The organism is Microbacterium sp. (genome assembly GCF_051953575.1).
GTDB lineage: Bacteria > Actinomycetota > Actinomycetes > Actinomycetales > Microbacteriaceae > Microbacterium.
Window position 1 is genome coordinate 105,563 of sequence record NZ_JBQCIP010000316.1, and the last position, 20,392, is coordinate 125,954.

The following is a 20,392-nucleotide window of genomic DNA, read 5'->3' on the forward strand; positions in this document are numbered from 1 at the left end:
GGGACCGTGGTGCCCGGGCCGCGAGCGGCCCGGTTCAGGCCGGGGTGGCCTCTGCCGCCGCGCGGGCGGCAGTGGGGAGAGCGGCGACGATGCGCGCCACCGCGGCGTCGTCGTGGGATGCCGACACGAACCACGCCTCGAACACCGACGGCGGCAGCGACACGCCCTGCGCGAGCATGGCGCGGAAGAACGGCGGGTAGCGGAACGCCTCCTGCGCCTTCACGGTGTCGTAGTCGGTCGGCGCCTCGGGGGCGAACTGGATCGAGAAGAGGTTGCCCGAGCGCTGCAGCACGTGGGTCACGCCCGCATCGCGGAGAGCGGATGCCGCAGCCTCGGCGATCGTCGCCGCGGCGGCGTCGATGCGGGCATAGGCCGCCGCGTCGAGGTGGTCGAGCGTCGCGCGCCCGGCGGCGACGGCGAGCGGGTTGCCGCTCAGCGTGCCCGCCTGGTACACCGGGCCGAGCGGCGCCAGCAGCTCCATGAGCGCAGCGGGCCCGCCGATCGCGGCGAGCGGGAGGCCGCCGCCCACGACCTTGCCGAACGTGATCAGGTCGGGCGTGAAGGGCACCGGGTCGATGCCGTACCAGCCGGCCGGTCCGACGCGGAAGCCGGTGAGCACCTCGTCGAGGATCAGCAGCGCGCCGTGCGCGTGCGCGATGTCGGCGAGAGCGGCGTTGAAGCCGTGCGCGGGCGGCACGATGCCCATGTTGGCTGGTGCCGCCTCGACGATCACCGCGGCGATCTCGTCGCCGCGGGCCGCGAACACCTCGCGCACCGCCTCGAGGTCGTTGTAGGGGATGACGAGCGTCTGCGCCGCGATGGCCGCGGGCACACCCGCGGAGCCCGGCATCGCCAGGGTCGCGACGCCGGACCCGGCCTCGGCCAGCAGGCCGTCGGAGTGGCCGTGGTAGTGCCCGGCGAACTTCACGATGAGGTCACGGCCGGTCGCGCCCCGCGCCAGTCGGATGGCGGTCATCGTCGCCTCGGTGCCCGTCGACACGAGCCGCACCCTCTCGACGGGGTGCGCGCCGTCGCGCGTGACCCGCGCGGCGATGAGCTCGGCGAGCTCGGTCTCGCCCGGCGTCGACGCGCCGAAGCCGAGACCGCGGGCGGCGGCATCCTGCACCGCCTTCACGACGGCGGGGTGCGCGTGCCCGAGGATCGCCGGGCCCCATGAGCCGACCAGGTCGACGTATTCGCGCCCCTCGACGTCGGTGACGTACGGGCCGGACGCCGACACGAAGAAGCGGGGCGTCTCGGCGACCGACCCGAACGCGCGCACGGGCGAGTTCACGCCGCCGGGCATCGCGCCGCGGGCGCGGTCGAACTCCTGTGCGTTCGTCGTCATCGGATCCACTCCGCAAGCTCGAGGGCACAATAGGTCAGGACGGCGTCGGCTCCGTCGCGGCGGATGCCGACCACCGACTCCTCGATCGCACGCCGGCGGTCGATCCAGCCGTGGGCGGCAGCCGCCTCGATCATCGCGTACTCGCCCGACACCTGGTACGCCCACACCGGCACGGGGCTGGATGCCGCAGCATCCGCCAGCACGTCGAGGTAGCTCATCGCGGGCTTCACCATGACGATGTCGGCGCCCTCGGCGATGTCGAGGTCGAGCTCGAGCGCGCCCTCGCGGCGGTTCGCCGGATCCTGCTGGTACGTGCGGCGGTCGCCCACGAGCGAGGACTGCACCGCCTCGCGGAACGGGCCGTAGAACGCCGACGCGTACTTTGCGGCATAGGCGAGGATCGGCGTGTTCAGGTACCCGGCGTCGTCGAGCGCGTCGCGCACGGCGGCGACCTGGCCGTCCATCATGCCCGACAGGCCCAGCAGCTGCGAGCCCGCCGCGGCCTGCGCGACGCCCATCTCGCGGTAGCGCTCCAGGGTCGCGTCGTTGTCGACGTAGCCGTGCGCGTCGAGGACGCCGCAGTGGCCGTGATCGGTGAACTCGTCGAGGCACAGGTCGGTCTGCACGACGAGGGCGTCGCCCGCCTCGGCGACCGCGACGCGCGTCGCGACGTTGAGGATGCCGTCGGGATCGGTCGCGCCCGAGCCCACGGCGTCCTTGTGCTCGGGCACGCCGAACAGCATGATGCCGCCGATGCCGGCGGCCGCGGCATCCGCGACGACGCCCTTGAGCGAGTCGGTGGTGTGCTGGACGACGCCGGGCATGGACGAGATGGGCACCGGCGCGCCGGCACCCTCGCGCACGAAGACGGGGAGGATCAGCTCGGCGGGGTGCAGACGCGTCTCGGCGACGAGGCGCCGCAGAGCGGGCGTCGCACGCAGGCGACGCGGACGGGGGTGGATCACGGGCGTTCTCCGGTCAGGTCGGCGGCGCCGGCCGCGAGCAGCTCGCGGGCGACGGCGGCGGCGATGTCGCGGGGCGCGTCGGCATCGGGCCAGACCGCCGCATGCGACGACGTGAGGATGGTGGCGCCGTCGAGGCTGTAGACGCTCACCGACAGCAGCAGCAGGCCCGCGTCGACGACCGCGCGGGCGCCGACGGGCGCCGAGCAGCCGGCTTCGAGCAGGGCGAGCACTTCGCGTTCGGCCTCCACGGCGGCGCGGGTCTCGGCGTGGTCGAGCGCGCGGACGAGGTCTTCGTCGCCGCGGCGCACCTCGACGGCGAGGGCGCCCTGACCCGGGGCGGTGGGCCACGCGTCGGCGTCGAGGAACTCCGTCACGACATCGGCGCGTCCGATCCGGCGCAGTCCTGCGGCGGCGAGGATGACGGCATCCAGCTCTCCGCCGGTCACCTTGCCGAGCCGGGTGTCGACGTTCCCGCGGATGTCGACGACCTCGAGGTCGGGGCGCCGTGCGCGCAGCTGCGCCATGCGGCGCGGCGATCCGGTGCCCACGCGGGCGCCGGCGGGAAGCTCGTCCAGCGTCAGGCCGTCGCGGGCCACGAGCGCGTCGCGGGGGTCTTCGCGGGCCGGGATGGCCGCGATCACGAGCCGATCGTGCGGCGCGGTCGGAAGATCCTTGAGCGAGTGCACGATGAGGTCGCACTCGTCGGCCTCGAGCGCGTCGCGCAGTGCGCCGGTGAACAGGCCGGTGCCGCCGGCGCGCGACAGCGGCTCGTTCGAGCGGTCGCCGTCGGTCGTGATGGTGACGATCTCGGTCGTCACGCCGGTCGCGTCGGCCAGCTCGTCGGCGAACATGCCGGTCTGGGCGAGCGCGAGCGTGCTGCCCCGCGTGCCGATGCGCAGGGTGCTCACGAGAGCACCTCGGCGATCTCGTCGAGGCCGATGCGCCGACCGGTGTAGAACGGCACCTCTTCGCGCACGTGGCGGCGGGCCTCGGTCTGACGCAGGTCGCGCATGAGGTCGACGAGCTCCACGAGCTCGGGCGCCTCGAGGGCGAGGATCCACTCGTAGTCGCCGAGCGCGAACGACGCGACCGTGTTGCTCAGCACCGAGCGGTGCGCGGCGCCCTTGCGGCCGTGGTCGGCGAGCATCTGACGGCGCTCGTCGTCGGGCAGGATGTACCAGTCGTACGAGCGGACGAACGGGTAGACGGTGAGCCAGGCCTCAGCGTCCTTGTCGCGCATGAACGCGGGCAGGTGGCTGGCGGTGAACTCGGCGTCGCGGTGCACGCCCATCGCGTTCCACACCGGCAGCAGCGACGCGAGCGGCTCGGCGCGGCGGAGCGTCCGCAGCGCCGACTGCAGCACCTCGGGCGCGATGCCCACCCCGGTGAGCCAGATCATGAGGTCGGCGTCGGCGCGCAGGCCCGAGACGTCGTAGAACCCGCGCACCACGACACCCGAGGCCTCGACCTCGGCGACCGCCGCCGCCAGCTCGCCCGCCGGCGCCGGCCGCTGGGGGTCCCGCCGGAACACGGCCCACAGGGTGTAGCCGAGGGTGTCAGGGGAGGTCTGGGCCGGGGCATCCGTCATGCCTCTATCCTCCCACTCCTGCCGGGGCGTCCTCCCCGCGCAGCCTTCCGCGCAGGCCGGGGAGGCGGACCGTCAGCGGGCGAGCAGCTCGGCGGCCGTGCGCTCGGCGTGGGCCACGATGCCCGCGAGTCCCGAGCCGGCGACGGTCTCGCCGACGAGCGTCACGCCCGGGGGAGAGGCGGATGCCGCACCCGGCCGCATCCATGAGACGTGTGCGGCGTCGACCAGCCTCGGCAGCGCGACCCCGAGCAGCTTCTCGGCATCGGCGCGGGCTGCGGCCACCGGGTCCGCGGGGGTCTGGTCGTACGACAGGCGGAGGACGTGGCGGCCGGCGGCGGCTTCGCGCAGCCAGGCCCACTTCGCCGTCGCGTGGGTGAGCGCGCGGGCGCCCACCGGTGCTCCGGCGGCCACGAGCAGCCCGGTGCCGCGGGGGGCGGCATCCAGTTCGTCCTGCTCGACCACGAGCGTGACGAGGTCGATGCGACGACCCGGTGCACCGGCGGTCGCGATGCCCGGCGCCGCGACGATGACCGTGCCCCCCAGACGCGACAGGTCGTCGACGCGGCTGTTCAGGCGCACGTCGCCCCCTCGGCGGCCGAGGTCGTCGGTCAGGGCGGGCACGATGCGGTGCGTGCCGCCGCGGATGCCGGCGACGGCCGCACCGGGGGGAGCGGCCGCGCGCAGCCGGGCGACGGCGCCGCCGAGCGACCCGGCGGCGCTGACGGCATCGGCCAGGCCCGGGTGGGCCCGGGCGACAGGCACCTCGTCGGGATGCTGCGAGTGCACGCCGTGCACGACGGGCGCGACCAGGCGGTCCAGCACGCCCGCGCCGTGCCGCTCGCGCACGAGGGCGCCGAGGGTGTCGGGCACGGCGCCCACCGGACGGGCGTCGAGCTCGACCGCGCGGACGGCGGCCTCGCGCCCGACGACGCGCACGACGTCGTCCGCCAGGGGATCCGCCGGGATGCCGAGGAGCGCCGTCGCCGGCAGCGGCACGGCGTCGCCCACGACGGGCTGCAGCCAGGCGGGCCCCGGTGCGGGTGCCACGATGTCGTCCTGCAGGCCGAGCTCGGCGAGCAGGGCCGCCACGACGCCGCCGCGGACGGCGAAGCTCTCGGCGGCGGCATCCAACCCGATCCCCGCCACCTCGTGCCGTGCGACCGTGCCGCCGAGATGATCGGATGCCTCGAACACCGTGACCCGGGCGCCCGCGGCCGCAAGCCGCCGGGCCACGACGAGCCCGCCGACGCCGCCGCCGACGACCGAGTAGCGGTCGGAGGGGTCAGGCATGCGCGTGCACGAACTCCACGATGCGGGTGAGGACGGTGGGGTCGGTGTCGGGCGGCACGCCGTGCCCGAGGTTGAGCACGTGGGCCCGGGCGGCCTTGCCGCGCTCGAGCACGTCGACGATGTGCGCCTCCAGGACCGGCCACGGCGCGCGCAGCAGCGCAGGGTCGATGTTGCCCTGGACGGTGACCCCCTGGCCGACGCGGCGCACAGCCTCGTCCAGCGGCAGGCGCCAGTCCACACCGACCGCGTCGACGCCGACGTCGCGCATGCGGGCGAGGAGCTCACCGGTCCCGACGCCGAAGTGCACGAGGGGCACGTCGAGGTCGCGGACGGCGTCGAGCGCCAGCGCCGAGAACGGGGCGACGTGGTCGGAGTAGTCCGCGAGGCTCAGCGAGCCCGCCCACGAGTCGAACAGCTGGCCCGCCGACGCGCCGGCCTCGAGCTGTGCCCGCAGGAATGCGCCCGTGATCGTCGCGCACCACGTCAGAAGGGCCGCCCATGTCTCGGGGTCGGAGTGCATGAGCGCGCGGGTCTTGAGCTGCTCCTTCGACGGGCCGCCCTCGACCAGGTACGACGCGAGCGTGTACGGCGCGCCCGCGAAGCCGATGAGGGGCGTGGCGCCGAGCTCGGCGACCGTCAGCGCGACCGCTTCGCGGATCGGGGCGAGCGAGGCCGGGTCCAGCGGGGGGAGCGCCGCGACGTCGGCGGCGGTGCGCACCGGGCTTTCGAGCACGGGGCCGCGGCCGGCGACGATGCGCACGTCGACGCCCGCGAGGCGCACCGGGATGACGATGTCGCTGAAGAAGATGCCCGCATCGACGCCGTGGCGACGCACCGGCTGCAGCGTGATCTCGCTCGCCAGCTCCGGGTTCAGGCAGGCGTCGAGCATGTCGGTTCCGACGCGCAGCTCCCGGTACTCCGGCAGGGAACGCCCCGCCTGCCGCATGAACCAGACCGGCGTGATCGCCGGCCGTTCGCCGCGGTACGCGCGTATCAGCGCAGGGGGATCGTTTCTCTGAAGGACGGAAGGGTGAGAGTCATGCAACGTCACACGTTAAGATTAGAGTCGTGCTCCTCTGTCTGACCGCGAACCATCGGAACGCGAGCCTCGACACCCTGGAGCGTCTCTCCGTGGGGGCGCCCACGGCGACGAAGGCTCTCGTCGAGCGCGAGATCTTCGTCGCGGGTGCGGTGGTGCTCGCCACCTGCAGCCGCTTCGAGGCCTATCTCGACATCGACGAGCCGCTCACCGGCGGCGAGGCGGTCGCCGTGGAGTCGGTCGTCGAGGCGATGGCCGAGGCCTCCGACGTGTCGCCCGAGGTGCTGCGCGCGTCCGTCGCGGTGCACCAGGGGGCGGATGCCGCTGCCCACCTCTTCGCCGTCACCAGCGGCCTGGAGTCCGTGGTCGTGGGGGAGGACGAGATCTCGGGCCAGGTGCGCCGCGCGCTCGACACCGCGCGCGCCGACGGCCTCACCAGCGGCGAGCTGGAGCGCCTGTTCCAGAAGGCCACCCACACCAGTCGCGGCGTGCGCAACCGCACGCAGTTGCGGGGTGCGCACCGCTCGCTCGTGCGTCTTGCGCTCGAACTGGCCTCCAGCCGCGTGTCGGACTGGGCCGCCGCGCGGATCGTGCTGGTCGGCACCGGACGCTACGCCGCACGCACCGTCGACGCGCTGCGTGCCCGCGGCGCCGGCGACATCCACGTCTTCTCTCCCTCCGGCCGCGCCGAGGGCTTCGCCGTGCAGCGCGGGCTCCTGCCGGTGACCGACTTCGCCGCCGAAGCGGCACAGGCCGATGTCGTGATCACGTGCACCGCCGACGCGGTCGTGCACGCCGACGCTTTCGTGCCGGGGCGCCGCGTGCTCGTGATCGACCTCGGGCTGCCCCGCAACGTCGACCCCGCCGTCGGCACGGTCGAGGGCGTCGAGCTGCTCGACCTCGAGACGATCCGCCTGCACGCGCCGCTGGAGGAGTTCAGCGCCCACGCCGACGCGCGCGCCATCGTCGGCGACGCCGCGACGGAGTTCGCTGCCGACCGCGAGGTGGGCCCCGCGATCACCGCCCTGCGCGGCGAAGTGCTCAAGGTCGTGGACGACGAGATCGCCCGGGCCCGCGCCCGCGGCGCCGGTGACGAGGTCGAGGCGGCACTGCGCCACCTCGCGGGCGTCCTGCTCCACAAGCCGTCGGTGCGCATGCGTGAGCTCGCCGTCGAGGGGCGGATCGACGAGGTCCGCGACGCACTCGGACTGCTCCACGGGCTCACGGTCGACCCGCCGGCCGCGGCGGCCGACGACGACGACCTCTGGGCCACCGCGTAGCGCTTCACGTCGAAGGATGCCGGTGGCCCTGCGCGCCCACCCGGAACCGCGAAAGGGTGGATTCCCGCCGCGGAAATGTACCCTTCCGCGAGTCCGGGATGGCACTACGCAAAGCGCCGCAAGACGTGCAAGAAGTCCGCAAATGTCTGCAAGACTCAGACAAGTGCTTGAGAACTCCTGCGTCGCACCTCTAGATTGAGCGCGAGCGGGCATCGCGGCCCGTCCCACCCCGGATGAAGCGAGTCGACGATGACACGAACCCGAACCCTCGTCGCGGCTGCGGCCGCGGCATCCCTCGCCGTCGGTATGGCGGTCACGGCGCAGGCCGCCGCCGCCGCGCCGCCCGGCTGGAACACGCCGCCGCCCGTCGTGACGCGCGCGGCGCTGGATCCGGCGCTCGTGGCCGGTCGCGGCGCCGACGTCGCCTTCCTCGAGCAGGAGGCCGAGAACGCGGTCACGGACGGCACCGTGATCGGCCCCGGCCGCGAGGCGTACACGATCGAGGCCGAGGCATCCGGACGCTCGGCGGTCCGCCTGACGCCCGGGCAGTACGTCGAGTTCACGCTCCCGGCGGCCACGGACGCCCTCACAGTCCGGTACAGCATCCCGGATGCGCCGAACGGCGGCGGGCTCACGGCACCGCTCACGGTGCAGACGGGCCCGCACACGAACACGATGCAGCTGACGTCGCAGTACGCCTACCTGTACAACCAGTACCCCTTCACGAACGATCCGAACGCCGGGCTGCTGCACCCGGACTGGTGGGTGGCCGAGTGCGCGTGCGTGCCCGCCGCCACGACGCCGGCGTTCGAGCCGACCGCACCGTTCCGCCCCATGAAGTTCTACGACGAGCAGCGGCTGCTGCTGCACAAGACGTACAAGGCGGGCGACAAGGTGCGCTTGATCGCATCCGCCGACGTGCCGTGGACGGTCATCGACCTGATCGACACGGAGCTGGTCGGCAAGCCGGTCGTCGTCAAGAAGGCGGCGAACGTCGTCGACTTCGGCGCCGACCCGACCGGGCGCCGCGATTCGGCCGACGCGTTCGATGCGGCCATCGCGGCCGCGAAGCAGCGGGGGCAGATCGTGTACGTCCCGAAGGGCGACTTCCGCGTCGAGCGGCACATCCTCGTCGACGATGTGACGATCCAGGGCGCGGGCAACTGGCACACCACGGTCTTCGGGTCCGAGGTCGCGCTCGCCGAGCCGGCGCCGGACGGCTCGACGCACACCGGAGTCGGCTTCTACGGGAAGGATGCCGCAGACGGAGGCAGCACCGACGTCCACCTGTCAGGATTCTCGATCGTCGGCGACGTGCGTGAGCGCATCGACACGGATCAGGTCAACGCGATCGGCGGGGCGTTCCACGACTCGTCGTTCTCGGATCTGTACATCCAGCACACCAAGGTCGGCATGTGGTTCGACGGCCCGATGTCGAACGTCACCGTTGAGCGCAACATCATCGTCGACCAGATCGCCGACGCGCTGAACTTCCACATCGGCGTGACCGACTCGGTGGCGCGGCACAACTTCGTGCGCAACTCGGGCGACGACGGCCTGGCGATGTGGGCCGAGGCCAAGGGCGGCACGACGCCCACGAACGCGCGGAACACGTTCGAGCGCAACACGGTGCAGACGCCGAACCTCGCCAACGGCATCGCGATCTACGGCGGCACCGACAACACCGTCGCGGGCAACCTGGTGGCCGACACGATCCGCGAGGGCAGCGCCCTGCACGCCGGCTCGCGGTTCGGGGCGCACCCGTTCGCGGGCGCGCTGACGTTCCGCGACAACACGACGGTGCGGGCGGGCACGCGTGAGCTCAACTGGAACATCGGGCTCGGCTCGCTCTGGGTGTACGCGCTCGAGGGATCGATCTCGGGCATCCACGTGACCGGCGATCACTACCTCGACAGCACGTACAACGCGATCATGCTGGTGTCGGAGTGGGGCGTGAAGGACCTCTACTCGATGACCGACGTGTCGTTCGCGGACGTGCGGGTCGACGGCACGGGGACGTCGGTGCTGAGCGCCCGGGTGAAGGGCGGCGCGTCGTTCCAGAACGTGGATGCCCGGAACGTCGGCGCCGTGGGCATCAACAACTGCGGCTCGTTCGGGTTCCCGCCCACCGGCTCGGAGTTCTCGGTGGCCGACCTCGGCGGCAACGACGGCGGCGGCACCACGGGGCCGTGGATGGCGTCGTGGGAGCTGCCGAACACCATCACGTGCGACGACCGCCCGCCGGTGGTGGCGCCGCCCGCTCCGGCGCCGTGGCCGTGACGCTCACATCGTGAGAGGAGTGGATGGCGCCCCCCGGGGGCGGCGGCGGCAACCACTACCGCCTCAGGCGGCGTCGACGGCGGTGCGCTCGCGCGGCGTCGGCGTGGGGATCACGAGCCCGGTCGCCGGACCCGTCAGCGCCCGGAGCGCGTAGAGGATCGTCGCCAGGTCGACGCCCTCCTGGATGAGGGCGCCGGCCACCGCCGGGATCACGCCGGTCGTCGCGATGAGCATGAGGCCGATGCTCAGCGCGATGCCGATCCAGATCGCCGTGTAGGCGACCCGCAGCGTGTGACGCCCGATCGAGACGGCGTCGGCGATGCCGGCGAGCGAATCCTTCAGCACGACGGCGTCGGCCGCCTCGCCGGCGGCGGTCGATCCCTTGGCGCCCATTGCGATGCCGATGTCGGCGGCCGCGAGCACCGGGGCGTCGTTCACGCCGTCGCCGACCATCATCACCGGGCGCGGCCGCAGCTGTGCAGCGAGGTGCACCTTCTCGGGCGGCAGCAGCTCGGCGTGCACATCGGTGATCCCGACGCCGCGGGCGACGGCATCCGCGGTCGCCTGCGCATCGCCGGTCAGCATGACGATCCGCTCGACGCCGGTGTCGCGCAGCCACGACACCACCGCCTGCGACTCGGGGCGCGGGTCGTCGGCCAGCACGAGGGTTCCCGCGAACCGGCCGTCCACCGCGACGTACGCGGCCGCCTCGCCCTCGCGGATGCCGCGTCGCTCGGTGTCGGGGGCGATCGACGCGACGTACGCGGGCTTGCCGACGACGACGGTGCGGCCGTCGATCTGCGCCGTGACTCCGTTGGTCGCCACCTCGTTCGCCTCGACGGCCGAGAGCAGCTGGATGCCGCGGCCCGCGGCCGCGCGGCGGATGCCGTCGGCGAGCACGTGGCTGGAGTACTGCTCGGCGGAGGCGGCCAGGGTGAGCAGCTCCTCCTCGTCGAAGCCGGGCGCGGGGACGACGGCGACCAGGTCGGGGCGGCCCTCGGTGAGCGTGCCGGTCTTGTCGAACGCCGCCGAGCGCACGCGGGCGAGCTGCTCGATGACCGCACCGCCCTTGACGATGATGCCGGCCTTGGCGGCCCTCGAGAGACCGCCGAGGAACGCCACCGGGGCGGCGATCAGAAGGGGACACGGCGTGGCCAGCACCAGCACTTCGGCGAACCGCGCGGGGTCGCCCGAGACGGCCCATGCGGCTCCCGCGATGACGAGCGACACCGCCGTGAACGGGATCGCGAAGCGGTCGGCGAGGCGGACGGTGGGGGCGCGGTCCTCCTGCGCCTGCTTCACGAGCTCGACGATCTGCTGGTACTGGCTGTCGGCGCTGCGGCGCAGTGCGCGGATCCGCACGGCGCGCGAGCCATTCACCGAGCCCGACAGCACCTCGTCGCCCGCCGCACGGCTCACCGGGAGGCTCTCGCCGGTCAGCGAAGACTCGTCGAACGAGCCGTCGTCGCTCAGCAGCGTGCCGTCGACGGGCACGATCTCGGCGGGCCGCACGAGCAGCACATCGCCCACGCGCACGTCGGCGGCATCCGCGTCCTGCACCTCGTCGCTGTCGGACTGCGGATGCACGAGCACGTGCGCGACCTGCGGCGACCGGTCCAGCAGCGACGTCAGCTCGCGCTTGGCGCGGCGGCTGGCGTAGTCCTCCAGCGCCTCGCCGCCCGACAGCATCAGCACGATGACCAGCGACGCCACGTACTCGCCGACCGCGATCGTCGCGATCATGGCGACGACCGCCAGCACGTCGAGGCCGACGTGGCCGCGCATGACGTCGCGGACCATGCCGATGATGGTCCAGACGATCACCCCGCTGACGTAGACGATCGCGATCCACTTCGCGGTGCGATCGAAGCCGGCGGCGCCGAGCGTCAGCACCGCGATGAGCACGACGATCGTGAGCCAGACGACGGGGAACCGCACGAACCATCGCAGGAACCTCATGCCACACACCCTGGCACAGCTGGCGTGCGCGGGTCAGCCGGCGAGCTCGTGAAGCAGGAACGCGCCGAGGAATCCGATCGTCGCCCACAGGCCCGTGAGCGCGTGCTGCTCGTCGAACGCCTCGGGGATCATCGTGTTGCAGACCATCGCGAGCAGGCCGCCCGCCGCGATCGTGGTGATCAGCGCGATGAGGTTCGGCGGCGCGGTCTGGAACGCCGCGAACCCGAGCATCGAGGCGACGACCGTGATCACGGCGATGCCGATCCACAGCATCGCCACGAACCGCCCGGAGCTGCCGCCGCGCTTGAGCGCGGCGGTCGACCCCAGGCCCTCGGGGAAGTTGCTGATCGCGATGGCCGCGACGATCGGGATGCTGATGCCGCCCTGGAGCACCGAGAGGCCCATCACGATCGACTCCGGGATGCCGTCGATGAGCGCGCCGATCGCGATCACGAGGCCGGCCCCGCTCGCGGCGCCTGCACCGGCCGCGCGCCGCGCGACGATGCTCGCGCTGCCGTCGCCGTCGACCCCGGATGCCGGCTGCTGCTTCTTCGGCCTCGACACGAGCTGGTCGGCGACGATGTACAGGATCGCGCCGCCCAGGAACCCGACCGTCGTCGGCACGAGCCCTCCGTCGTCGGCGGCCTCTTCGACGAGCTCGAACGCGAGCGTCGAGATCAGTACGCCCGCACCGAGCGCCATGATGCCCGCGACGACGCGCTGCGGGATGTCGACGAACCACGCGACGGCCGCTCCCACCAGCAGCGTGCCGCCGCCGATCAGGCCGCTCAGCGCGGCGAGCCAGAGCCCTTCCATGGCGCCAACCTAGCGGGCTCCGCTCGCCGCGCCGGGATCACACCGCCGCGTTCTCGCGCGCGCGCAGATCCTTGCGCAGGATCTTGCCGGCCGTGGACTTCGGGATCGCGTCGATGAACTCGACGCGGCGCACCTTCTTGTGCGGTGCGACCTGCTCGGCGACGAACGCCATCACCTCGTCCTCCGTCAGGCCCGAATCGGGCGCGGCGACGATGAAGGCCTTGGGGATCTCCTGCCGGTCGTCGTCCAGGACGCCGATGACGGCGGCATCCATCACCTTCGGATGACTCAGCAGCAACGCCTCGAGTTCGGCGGGAGCGATCTGGTAGCCCTTGTACTTGATGAGCTCCTTCACGCGGTCGACGATCGAGAAGTAGCCGCCCTCGTGGTACACCGCGACGTCGCCGGTGTGGAGGAACCCGTCCGCATCGAGGGTCTCGGCCGTCGCCTCGGGCTTGTTGAGGTACCCGAGCATGACGTTCGGGCCCTTCACCCACAGCTCGCCCGGCCGGGTCACGCCGTCGGGACCGAGCTCGGTGATCTCTTCACCGGTCTCGGTGTCGACGAGCTTGTTGACGGTGTTGGGCAGCATGCCGCCGACCGAGCTGACGGGCTCGTCGTCGCGGCCGTAGTACATCGCGTGCGAGACGGGGCTCAGCTCGCTCATGCCGTAACCCTGCAGCATGCGGGCGTGGATGCGGCGGCCGGCGATCTCGGCGGTCTCGCCGTCGAGCGGTGCGGCGCCCGAGAACACCGTGTGCACGCTGGAGATGTCGAACTGGTCGACGATCGGGTGCTTGGCCAGCGCCACCGCGATCGGCGGGGCGATGTAGAGGTAGGTGCACTGGTACTTCTGGATGTTCGTGAGGAACTCGACCAGGTCGAACTTCGGCATCGTGACGAGGCTCGCCCGCTTGCGCAGTGCGAGGTTCAGCAGCACGGTCATGCCGTAGATGTGGAAGAACGGCAGCACCGCGAGCACGCGGTCCGAGCTCGTGAGATTCATGTTGGGCACGCACTGCGCGACGTTGGCGACGAGGTTGCGGTGCGAGAGCATCACGCCCTTGGGGATGCCGGTCGTGCCCGACGAGTACGGCAGCACCGCCACGTGCGTGGCAGGGTCGAACGACACCTCCGGGGCGGGCGCTCCCTCGGTCAGGAGCTCCCGCAGGTTCGGGTGGCCGGCCGCGCCGTCCAGCACGATCACCCGCTCGTGCGGGATGCCGACCGCCTCCGCCGCGGTGGCGGCCTGGGGAAGGAGCGGGCTGACCGTCACGAGCCAGGTGGCACCGGCATCCTTCAGCTGCTTCTCGATCTCGCCCGCCGTGTACAGCGAGTTGATCGTGGTCACCGTGGCGCCGGCCCGCAGGATCCCGTGGAACACCGTCGCGAAGGCCGGCACGTTGGGGCACAGCAGTCCGACGACCGTGTCGAGGCCCACCCCGCGGGCGACGAGGGCGCCGGCGAACAGGTCGATCTGGGTGCGCAGCGCGCCGTAGGTCGTCTCGGCTCCCGTGGCCGGGTCGATGAGGGCGACGCGTCCGAGGTCGTCGTCCGTCAGGCTCGCGAAGAGGTAGTCGTAGACGCTGAGCTCGGGGATCTCGACATCGGGGTGGGTACTGGTGAACACCGGATCTCCTTTGATCGCACGGCACGGTTGCGAACATCATGCCACTTCGGGTCATGAAGCTGGAACCGGATGCCGCCGACGGCGGGACGCGGTGTCACGAGTTGCGGGCCGCCGCGCCGGCGGCGGCCCGCCCGACTCAGTGCGCCAGTGCCGGCTGCCGTCCGCCCGCCGCGAGTCGCTCGGCCGCGAGCCCCTCCGCGGCCTCGAGCGGCGTCACACCGCGCGTCTCGGCCTCGTCGAAGATGCGGCGCACGGTGTCGCCGATGCGCGCGACGCGTCCCATGATCTCGGCGCGCGTGCCCAGCTGCTTCGCCTCGAGGTCGAGGTAGATGACCCCGCCCGCGTTGACCACGAAGTCGGGGGCGTAGAGGATGCCGCGACCGGCGAGCCGCGCCGCCCCGCTGTGGTCGGCCAGCGGGTTGTTCGCCGGACCGCAGACCGCCTTGGCGTCGAGCGCGTCGATGACCTCGTCGGTGAGGAGTCCGCCGATCCCCGCGGGCACGAACACGTCGGCCGGCACGAGGTGCTCGGCGCCCGGCTCGGCCCACGCGGCGCCGAGCTCGACGGCCAGGTCGCGCTTGGCCGGGTTGACATCGGTCACGGTGAGCTGCGCACCCTCGGCCGACAGGCGCACGGCGAGGCGGCTGCCCACCTGGCCGAGGCCCGAGATCGTGATGCGGCGACCGGCGACGTCCGCCTCGCCCGTGACCCGCTCCAGCGTGGCGCGCAGCGACTCGTAGACGCCGAGGCTCGTCGGTCCCGCGGGTTCGCCGGACCCGCCCACGGCGTCGGGCAGTCCGACGACGTGCTCCGTCCGCTCGCTCACGACGAGCATGTCCTCGGTGGTCGAGCCCACGTCCTCGGCGGTCCGGTACAGGCCGTGCAGCGACTCGACGGCGTCGCCGAGGTCGAGGAACGCCGCGCGGCGCCGGTCCTCGTCGAGCACGGCGCCCGGCGGCAGGGCGATGACGGACTTGCCGCCGCCGGCGTCGAGGCCGGCCGCGGCGTTCTTGAGGGTCATGGCCGCCGACAGGCGCAGCGCGTCGCCCAGCGCGTCGCTCCAGAGCGGATACGTCCACAGCCGCGCGCCGCCGAGCGCGGAGCCGAGCACCGAGGAATGCAGCGCCACCGCGATGAACAGGCCGCTGCGTCGCCCCGTGATCACCTCCACCCGTTCGTGCGCGAAATCGGGCAGGGGCAGGGTGGTGACCGTGTGCGTCATTGCGTTGCTTCCTTCGGCGGGCTTCGTGGGCCGCTGGTGGGTGCTGCGGGTGCGAGTGGCGCGCCGCAACGGATGTCGCGGCGTTGCGGCATCCACTTCCATTCCACACCGGGTCGGCGGATTGTTCAACCGTGACGGCGGCGAGTGCGCACATTGCACCGCTCTGGGGCTCCGACGCACTCAGCTCGCTCGGAATCGTGCACGACTGCAGGCAGGGCGTGGTTGCTGGGCGCTCGGACGCTGGTTTCGCCCGGCCCCGCGACGGACCTGCCTGCATACCTGCACGTTTCGGCGCGGCTCCCGGCCTTGGCGCTGCGCCGGCCCGCGGCTTCGCCTCCTCCACAGCCGCACGCGGTCGGTGATCCGCCACCAGATCCGGCGGAACGGATGCCACGTGGTGAGCCGGTGCCGCATCGTGACCGGATGCCGCGAATGCCGATCCCCGTCGACCTCGTCGAGGCTCGGCTCGCCCGGGCCGCGATGCCGGAGGGGATCGTTCAGCCGTTGTGGCGAACGGTCGATCTGCGTGCGGAGGGCCTCGGCAGACGTGCGATCGCCCGCGCCGTCACGGCGGGTCTGCTCCTTCCTGTGCGCAAGGGCACCTATCTGCGTGCGGGGGTCTCGGACGAGGTCGTCTCGGCTTCTGAAGCGGGCGGACTGGTCACCTGCCTGTCGGCGCTGACAGCGCTGGGTGTGTTCGTGCTCAGCGATCGCCGCATGCACATCCACTTCGCGAGGTCGGCGCGCAAGCACGCGCACGCCCGGCGCAATGCTGTGTGGCATTGGACGCCGCTGCTGCGCGCGCCGCACCCGCGGGCGACGACGGTGCACATCGTCGACGCGCTCGCGCAGGCGACCAACTGCCAGGCGCCGCGCGCCGCCGTCGCCTCGCTGGACTCGGCGCTGCATCTCGGTCTCATCGACGAGGACGACCTGGAGGAGATCTTCTCCCGGGTGCAGCCGCGCAAGCGGCTTCTGCGCGGATTCGTCGACGGCCGGTCGGAGTCCGGTCCCGAGACGATCCTGCGCATGATCGCCCTCATGCTGGGGTTCTCCGTCGACGTGCAGGTCGTCATCCGCGGCGTCGGTCGCGTCGATCTGGTGCTGGACGGGTGGCTCGTGGTGGAGTGCGACAGCGAGGCGTTCCACTCCGGCTGGGAGTCGCAGAAGCGCGACCGCCGACGCGATGGCCCCCTGGCTGCGCGCGGATTGGTGTCGTACCGTCCGATCGCCGCAGACATCATGTACAACTCCGACGCGATCGTCGCCGCACTGCGTGGACTGCGCGACGCTCACGAGCGCGGGTTCCCGCGCGAAACGTGCGCGAATGCAGGCTGAACAGGAGGCCCGCCGCCTGTCGTCGCGCCGCGGGAGCCTGCTGGACCGGATGTGCCTGCATTCGTGCACGCATCCGGGCGAGCCGGCATGCGGCAGACACTGCGCCGCTGGTTATGCTGTCGCCGTGACCGCCCTCCCCACTCGCAGCCTGCTCGTCCACGACGCCCTCCGTGCCGCCGGCATCGCCGGCGAGATCGTCGTGCTTCCGGATGCCGCCTCCACCGCGGTCCTCGCCGCCGAGGCGCTGGGCGTCGAGGTCGGGGCGATCGCCAACAGCCTCGTCTTCATGAGCGACGGCGAGCCGCTGCTCGTGATGACGAGCGGGTCGCACCGGGTCGACACCGCAGCGCTCGCCGAGCGGCTCGGACGCGGGAGGATCCAGCGTGCCGACCCCGACCAGGTGCGGGAGGCCACAGGCCAGGCGATCGGCGGCGTCGCACCGACCGGTCACCCCGCGCCCCTCACGACCGTGGTCGACGAGGACCTCGCGCGGTACCCCGAGATCTGGGCCGCGGGGGGCACCCCGCACACCGTCTTTCCGCTGACCTTCGACGAGCTCGTACGGCTCACCGGCGGCCAGGTGGTCAAAGTCGACAGCGCCGCCGAGGCCGGCTGACGTGGCGGCACTCGGCCCTGCGCAGCAGGCGGGGCTCGAAGCGGTGGCGGCGCTCAAGCGCGGCGACACCGCGGCGGCGCTCGCGCTCATCGCCGAGGGCGCCGATGTCAACGCGCGTGACGACCTGCGGGACTCCGTGCTGCTCTACGCCGGCGCCAACGGGTACGACGACGTCGTGCGTGCCGCGCTCGCCGCGGGCGGAGACCTCACGGTCACCAACCGGTACGGCGGCATCGCCGTGATCCCGGCCAGCGAGCGCGGGCATGTCTCGACCGTCGCGCTCCTGATCGAGGCGGGGTCGGACCTCGACCATGTCAACCGCCTCGGCTGGACGGCCCTCATCGAGGCCATCGTGCTGGGCGACGGCGGCCCGGTCCATCAGCGGATCGTCGAACTGCTGCTCGACGGCGGCGCCGATCCCGCGCTGGCCGACGGCGACGGCGCCACCCCGCGCGAGCTCGCCGCAGCGCGCGGCTATAACGAGATCGTGGCGCTGCTCGACGCGCACCTGTGAAAGGGCTCGCCCTCCTGGGACGGGTTGAAGGGGCTCGCTCGCACGATCGGACCTAGACCGGCCGGGCGCGGCCGATGCGGCGCTCCAGCTCGGCGGCGGCCGCCCCGGCGCGTGCGGCGAGCGCGACCGCGGGGGCGTCGGGCGCGGCGCCCGGGGCCCCGGGGCCGGACACGGCGGCCCCGGCCTCGGCCTCGGCGTCCGCCGGCCAGGTCAACGCGATGGCGGCGGCGGGCCATCCGGCGTGGTCGCGCACCACGACGCCGACCGAGCGCAGGCCCAGCGTGACCTCACCGTCCTCTTCGGCGTAGCCGCGCGCGCGGACCGTGCGCAGCAGGTCCCGCAGCTCGCCCGGTCGCCGCGGTCCCCGGCCGGTGCGGTCGGCGAACGCTGCGGCATCCGGGAACAGCGCCCGCACCTGCTCGCGGGGGAGCGCGGCGAGCATCGCCCGGCCGGTCGCGGTCAGGTGCGCGGGCAGGCGCACGCCGACGTCGGTGACGAGGGCCGGGCGCCGCGGTGCGCGCTCCTCGACGATGTAGAGCACGTCGCGGCCGTGCATGACGGCGAGGTGGGCGCTCTCGCCCGCGCGGTCGGCGAGGTCGGCGAGCACGGGGCGGCCGAGGCGTGCGAGGGGCTCCTGCCGCGAGTACCCGCCGGCGAGCTCGAACGCCGCGATCCCCAGACCCCACCGACGGTCCTCGGGCAGGTGGACGACGAACTGATGCTCCTGGAGCGTCGCGAGCAGGTGGTACACCGTCGAGCGGGGGATGCCGAGCGCCGTGGCGATCGTCAGCGCCGGGGCCGGACCCCGCTGCCGGGCGAGGAAGGAGAGGATCCGCAGCGTGTGGTCGGCCGCCGGGACCTGGGGACGACTGTCTGGGATCACAGACACAGGATGCCACGACGCGCTGTCGCCCGGCACCCCGGCGGTGTGGAATCGAGGCATGACCACTGAGCTGTTCGAGAAGGTGGGGGCGTCCGTCGCCGTCGGCGCCGCACCGCTGCGCCCCGAGGACGTCGTCGCCGTGGCCCGCCACGATGCCCGCGTCGAGATCGCCCCCGAGGCGCTCGCCCGCGTCGCCGCCGCCCGCGCACTGGTCGAAGGCCTCGCCGACGACCCCGAGCCGCACTACGGCATCTCGACCGGCTTCGGCGCACTGGCCACCACCTTCATCGCGCCCGAACGGCGCCTGCAGCTGCAGGCGAGCCTCATCCGCTCCCACGCCGCGGGCACCGGCCCCGAGGTCGAGCGCGAGGTCGTGCGCGCCCTCATGCTGCTGCGGCTGCAGACCCTTGCGACCGGCCACACCGGCGTGCGCCCGGTCGTGGTCGAGACCTACGCGGCCATGCTGAACGCCGGCATCACTCCGATCGTGCGCGAGTACGGTTCGCTCGGCTGCTCGGGCGACCTCGCGCCGCTGTCGCACGTCGCGCTCGCCGCGATGGGCGAGGGCCGCGTGCGCGACGCCGACGGGGTGGAGAAGGATGCCGCAGACGCGCTGGGTGCGGCATCCATCGCTCCGCTCGTGCTGCGCGAGAAGGAGGGGCTCGCCCTCATCAACGGCACCGACGGCATGCTGGGCATGCTGCTGCTCGCGCTGCACGACCTGTCGACGCTGCTCGACACCGCCGACGTCGCGGCGGGCATGTCGGTCGAATCGCAGCTCGGCACCGACGCCGTCTTCGCCGCCGACCTGCAGGCGCTGCGCCCTCAGGTGGGGCAGGCCGTCTCGGCCGCGAACCTGCGCGCCGTGCTCGCCGGGTCGCCGATCATCGCGTCGCACCGCGACCCCGCCGTGTGCACCCGCGTGCAGGACGCCTACTCGAGGCGGTGCTCGCCGCAGGTGCACGGCGCCGCCCGCGACACGGTCGACCACGCCGCGCTCATCGCGTCGCGGGAGCTCGCCGCAGCGGTCGACAACCCGGTCATCACCGACGACGGGCGCGTAGAGTCGAACGGCAACTTCCACGGCGCGCCGGTCGCGTATGTACTGGACTTCCTCGCGATCGCCGTCGCCGACGTCGCCTCGATCTCGGAGCGCCGCACCGACCGCGCGCTGGACCGTGCGCGCAGCAACGGCCTGCCGCCCTTCCTCGCCGACGAGGTGGGCGTCGACTCCGGCCTCATGATCGCCCAGTACGCCGCCGCGGGAATCGTGTCGGAGCTCAAGCGCCTCGCCGTGCCGGCATCCGTCGACTCCATCCCGTCGTCGGCGATGCAGGAGGACCACGTGTCGATGGGCTGGGCGGCGGCCCGCAAGCTGCGCCGTGCACTCGACGGCCTCGCCCGCGTGCTCGCGATCGAGGTGCTCACCGGTGCGCGCGCCCTCGACCTGCGGGCGCCGCTGCAGCCCGGCGCCGCGACCGGGGCCGTGCGCGACCTCGTCCGTACCGTCGCCGGCGGCCCCGGTCCCGACCGCTTCCTGTCGCCCGAGATGGAGGCCGTGACCGCGCTCGTCGCGTCCGGCGCCGTCGCACGGGCGGCCCTCCAGACCACCACGAAGGAGTGA

Annotated in this window: 17 protein-coding genes; 6 read left to right on the plus strand and 11 right to left on the minus strand. The window is 73.0% G+C overall.

What is annotated here, in order from left to right; translation table 11 throughout:
* Nucleotides 1–34 precede the first annotated feature (34 nt).
* From hemL to hemE, 6 genes are all read right to left on the minus strand, one after another.
* Nucleotides 35–1,348: a glutamate-1-semialdehyde 2,1-aminomutase gene (gene hemL / locus ACTHNQ_RS20655; RefSeq protein ID WP_440335790.1), complete on the minus strand. Its 1,314-nt coding sequence runs from the start codon at nucleotides 1,346–1,348 to the stop codon at nucleotides 35–37.
* On the minus strand, nucleotides 1,345–2,313 hold the full coding sequence (hemB, locus tag ACTHNQ_RS20660) for a porphobilinogen synthase (RefSeq protein ID WP_440335791.1): 969 nt from the start codon (nucleotides 2,311–2,313) through the stop codon (nucleotides 1,345–1,347). Before hemB ends, hemL begins: the two co-directional genes overlap by 4 nt.
* A complete protein-coding gene (hemC, locus tag ACTHNQ_RS20665) occupies nucleotides 2,310–3,221 on the minus strand; it encodes a hydroxymethylbilane synthase (protein WP_440335792.1) in 912 nt (303 codons plus the stop codon). Before hemC ends, hemB begins: the two co-directional genes overlap by 4 nt.
* On the minus strand, nucleotides 3,218–3,901 hold the full coding sequence (hemQ, locus tag ACTHNQ_RS20670) for a hydrogen peroxide-dependent heme synthase (protein ID WP_440335793.1): 684 nt from the start codon (nucleotides 3,899–3,901) through the stop codon (nucleotides 3,218–3,220). Before hemQ ends, hemC begins: the two co-directional genes overlap by 4 nt.
* Nucleotides 3,902–3,973: 72 nt before the next feature.
* Entirely contained in the window at nucleotides 3,974–5,191 is a 1,218-nt protein-coding gene (locus ACTHNQ_RS20675) for a protoporphyrinogen/coproporphyrinogen oxidase (protein ID WP_440335794.1), read from the minus strand.
* Nucleotides 5,184–6,242: a uroporphyrinogen decarboxylase gene (gene hemE / locus ACTHNQ_RS20680; RefSeq protein ID WP_440335795.1), complete on the minus strand. Its 1,059-nt coding sequence runs from the start codon at nucleotides 6,240–6,242 to the stop codon at nucleotides 5,184–5,186. Before hemE ends, ACTHNQ_RS20675 begins: the two co-directional genes overlap by 8 nt.
* A gap of 17 nt (nucleotides 6,243–6,259) precedes the next feature.
* On the opposite strand from hemE, the gene ACTHNQ_RS20685 reads away from it, so the two are divergent.
* Complete coding sequence (locus tag ACTHNQ_RS20685) at nucleotides 6,260–7,510, plus strand: glutamyl-tRNA reductase (RefSeq protein WP_440335796.1); 1,251 nt, start codon at nucleotides 6,260–6,262, stop codon at nucleotides 7,508–7,510.
* Nucleotides 7,511–7,759: 249 nt separating this feature from the next.
* Nucleotides 7,760–9,790, plus strand: coding sequence for a glycosyl hydrolase family 28-related protein (locus tag ACTHNQ_RS20690; protein ID WP_440335797.1), 2,031 nt, complete (start codon nucleotides 7,760–7,762; stop codon nucleotides 9,788–9,790).
* Between the two features lie 63 nt (nucleotides 9,791–9,853).
* On the opposite strand, the gene ACTHNQ_RS20695 is transcribed toward ACTHNQ_RS20690, so the two are convergent.
* The 4 genes from ACTHNQ_RS20695 to ACTHNQ_RS20710 all read right to left on the minus strand — a co-directional run bounded on the left by ACTHNQ_RS20695 (nucleotide 9,854) and on the right by ACTHNQ_RS20710 (nucleotide 15,417).
* Nucleotides 9,854–11,749, minus strand: coding sequence for a heavy metal translocating P-type ATPase (locus tag ACTHNQ_RS20695; RefSeq protein WP_440335798.1), 1,896 nt, complete (start codon nucleotides 11,747–11,749; stop codon nucleotides 9,854–9,856).
* 33 nt (nucleotides 11,750–11,782) lie between these two features.
* Nucleotides 11,783–12,565 (minus strand): ZIP family metal transporter, encoded by a 783-nt coding sequence (locus ACTHNQ_RS20700; RefSeq protein WP_440335799.1) that lies wholly within the window; start codon nucleotides 12,563–12,565, stop codon nucleotides 11,783–11,785.
* Nucleotides 12,566–12,602: 37 nt separating this feature from the next.
* On the minus strand, nucleotides 12,603–14,195 hold the full coding sequence (locus ACTHNQ_RS20705) for an AMP-binding protein (RefSeq protein ID WP_440335800.1): 1,593 nt from the start codon (nucleotides 14,193–14,195) through the stop codon (nucleotides 12,603–12,605).
* A 136-nt stretch (nucleotides 14,196–14,331) separates the two neighbouring features.
* Nucleotides 14,332–15,417: a Glu/Leu/Phe/Val dehydrogenase dimerization domain-containing protein gene (locus ACTHNQ_RS20710; protein WP_440335801.1), complete on the minus strand. Its 1,086-nt coding sequence runs from the start codon at nucleotides 15,415–15,417 to the stop codon at nucleotides 14,332–14,334.
* A gap of 432 nt (nucleotides 15,418–15,849) precedes the next feature.
* On the opposite strand from ACTHNQ_RS20710, the gene ACTHNQ_RS20715 reads away from it, so the two are divergent.
* The 3 genes from ACTHNQ_RS20715 (at nucleotide 15,850) to ACTHNQ_RS20725 (ending at nucleotide 17,885) form a co-directional block, all read left to right on the plus strand.
* Nucleotides 15,850–16,755 carry a hypothetical protein gene (locus ACTHNQ_RS20715; protein WP_440335802.1) on the plus strand — a complete coding sequence of 302 codons (906 nt, stop codon included), beginning with the start codon at nucleotides 15,850–15,852 and terminating at the stop codon, nucleotides 16,753–16,755.
* 124 nt (nucleotides 16,756–16,879) lie between these two features.
* The gene (locus ACTHNQ_RS20720; protein ID WP_440335803.1) at nucleotides 16,880–17,371 is read left to right on the plus strand and encodes a YbaK/EbsC family protein; all 492 of its coding nucleotides are present in this window, start codon (nucleotides 16,880–16,882) and stop codon (nucleotides 17,369–17,371) included.
* 1 nt (nucleotide 17,372) lies between these two features.
* A complete protein-coding gene (locus tag ACTHNQ_RS20725; RefSeq protein ID WP_440335804.1) occupies nucleotides 17,373–17,885 on the plus strand; it encodes an ankyrin repeat domain-containing protein in 513 nt (170 codons plus the stop codon).
* Nucleotides 17,886–17,937: 52 nt separating this feature from the next.
* Here ACTHNQ_RS20725 and ACTHNQ_RS20730 read toward each other — a convergent pair whose 3' ends face one another.
* Complete coding sequence (locus ACTHNQ_RS20730; RefSeq protein ID WP_440335812.1) at nucleotides 17,938–18,774, minus strand: IclR family transcriptional regulator; 837 nt, start codon at nucleotides 18,772–18,774, stop codon at nucleotides 17,938–17,940.
* Nucleotides 18,775–18,826: 52 nt separating this feature from the next.
* Here ACTHNQ_RS20730 and hutH point away from each other — a divergent pair, with 52 nt between their 5' ends.
* Nucleotides 18,827–20,392 (plus strand): histidine ammonia-lyase, encoded by a 1,566-nt coding sequence (gene hutH / locus ACTHNQ_RS20735; protein ID WP_440335805.1) that lies wholly within the window; start codon nucleotides 18,827–18,829, stop codon nucleotides 20,390–20,392.

What these genes read in the sequence shown, in the direction of transcription:
- hemL (WP_440335790.1), bottom strand. Translation starts at nt 1,348, where the DNA reads ATGACGACGAACGCACAGGAGTTCGACCGCGCCCGCGGCGCGATGCCC.
- hemQ (WP_440335793.1), bottom strand. Translation starts at nt 3,901, where the DNA reads ATGACGGATGCCCCGGCCCAGACCTCCCCTGACACCCTCGGCTACACC.
- ACTHNQ_RS20675 (WP_440335794.1), bottom strand. Translation starts at nt 5,191, where the DNA reads ATGCCTGACCCCTCCGACCGCTACTCGGTCGTCGGCGGCGGCGTCGGC.
- ACTHNQ_RS20690 (WP_440335797.1), top strand. Translation starts at nt 7,760, where the DNA reads ATGACACGAACCCGAACCCTCGTCGCGGCTGCGGCCGCGGCATCCCTC.
- ACTHNQ_RS20695 (WP_440335798.1), bottom strand. Translation starts at nt 11,749, where the DNA reads ATGAGGTTCCTGCGATGGTTCGTGCGGTTCCCCGTCGTCTGGCTCACG.
- ACTHNQ_RS20700 (WP_440335799.1), bottom strand. Translation starts at nt 12,565, where the DNA reads ATGGAAGGGCTCTGGCTCGCCGCGCTGAGCGGCCTGATCGGCGGCGGC.
- ACTHNQ_RS20710 (WP_440335801.1), bottom strand. Translation starts at nt 15,417, where the DNA reads ATGACGCACACGGTCACCACCCTGCCCCTGCCCGATTTCGCGCACGAA.
- ACTHNQ_RS20715 (WP_440335802.1), top strand. Translation starts at nt 15,850, where the DNA reads ATGCCGATCCCCGTCGACCTCGTCGAGGCTCGGCTCGCCCGGGCCGCG.
- hutH (WP_440335805.1), top strand. Translation starts at nt 18,827, where the DNA reads ATGACCACTGAGCTGTTCGAGAAGGTGGGGGCGTCCGTCGCCGTCGGC.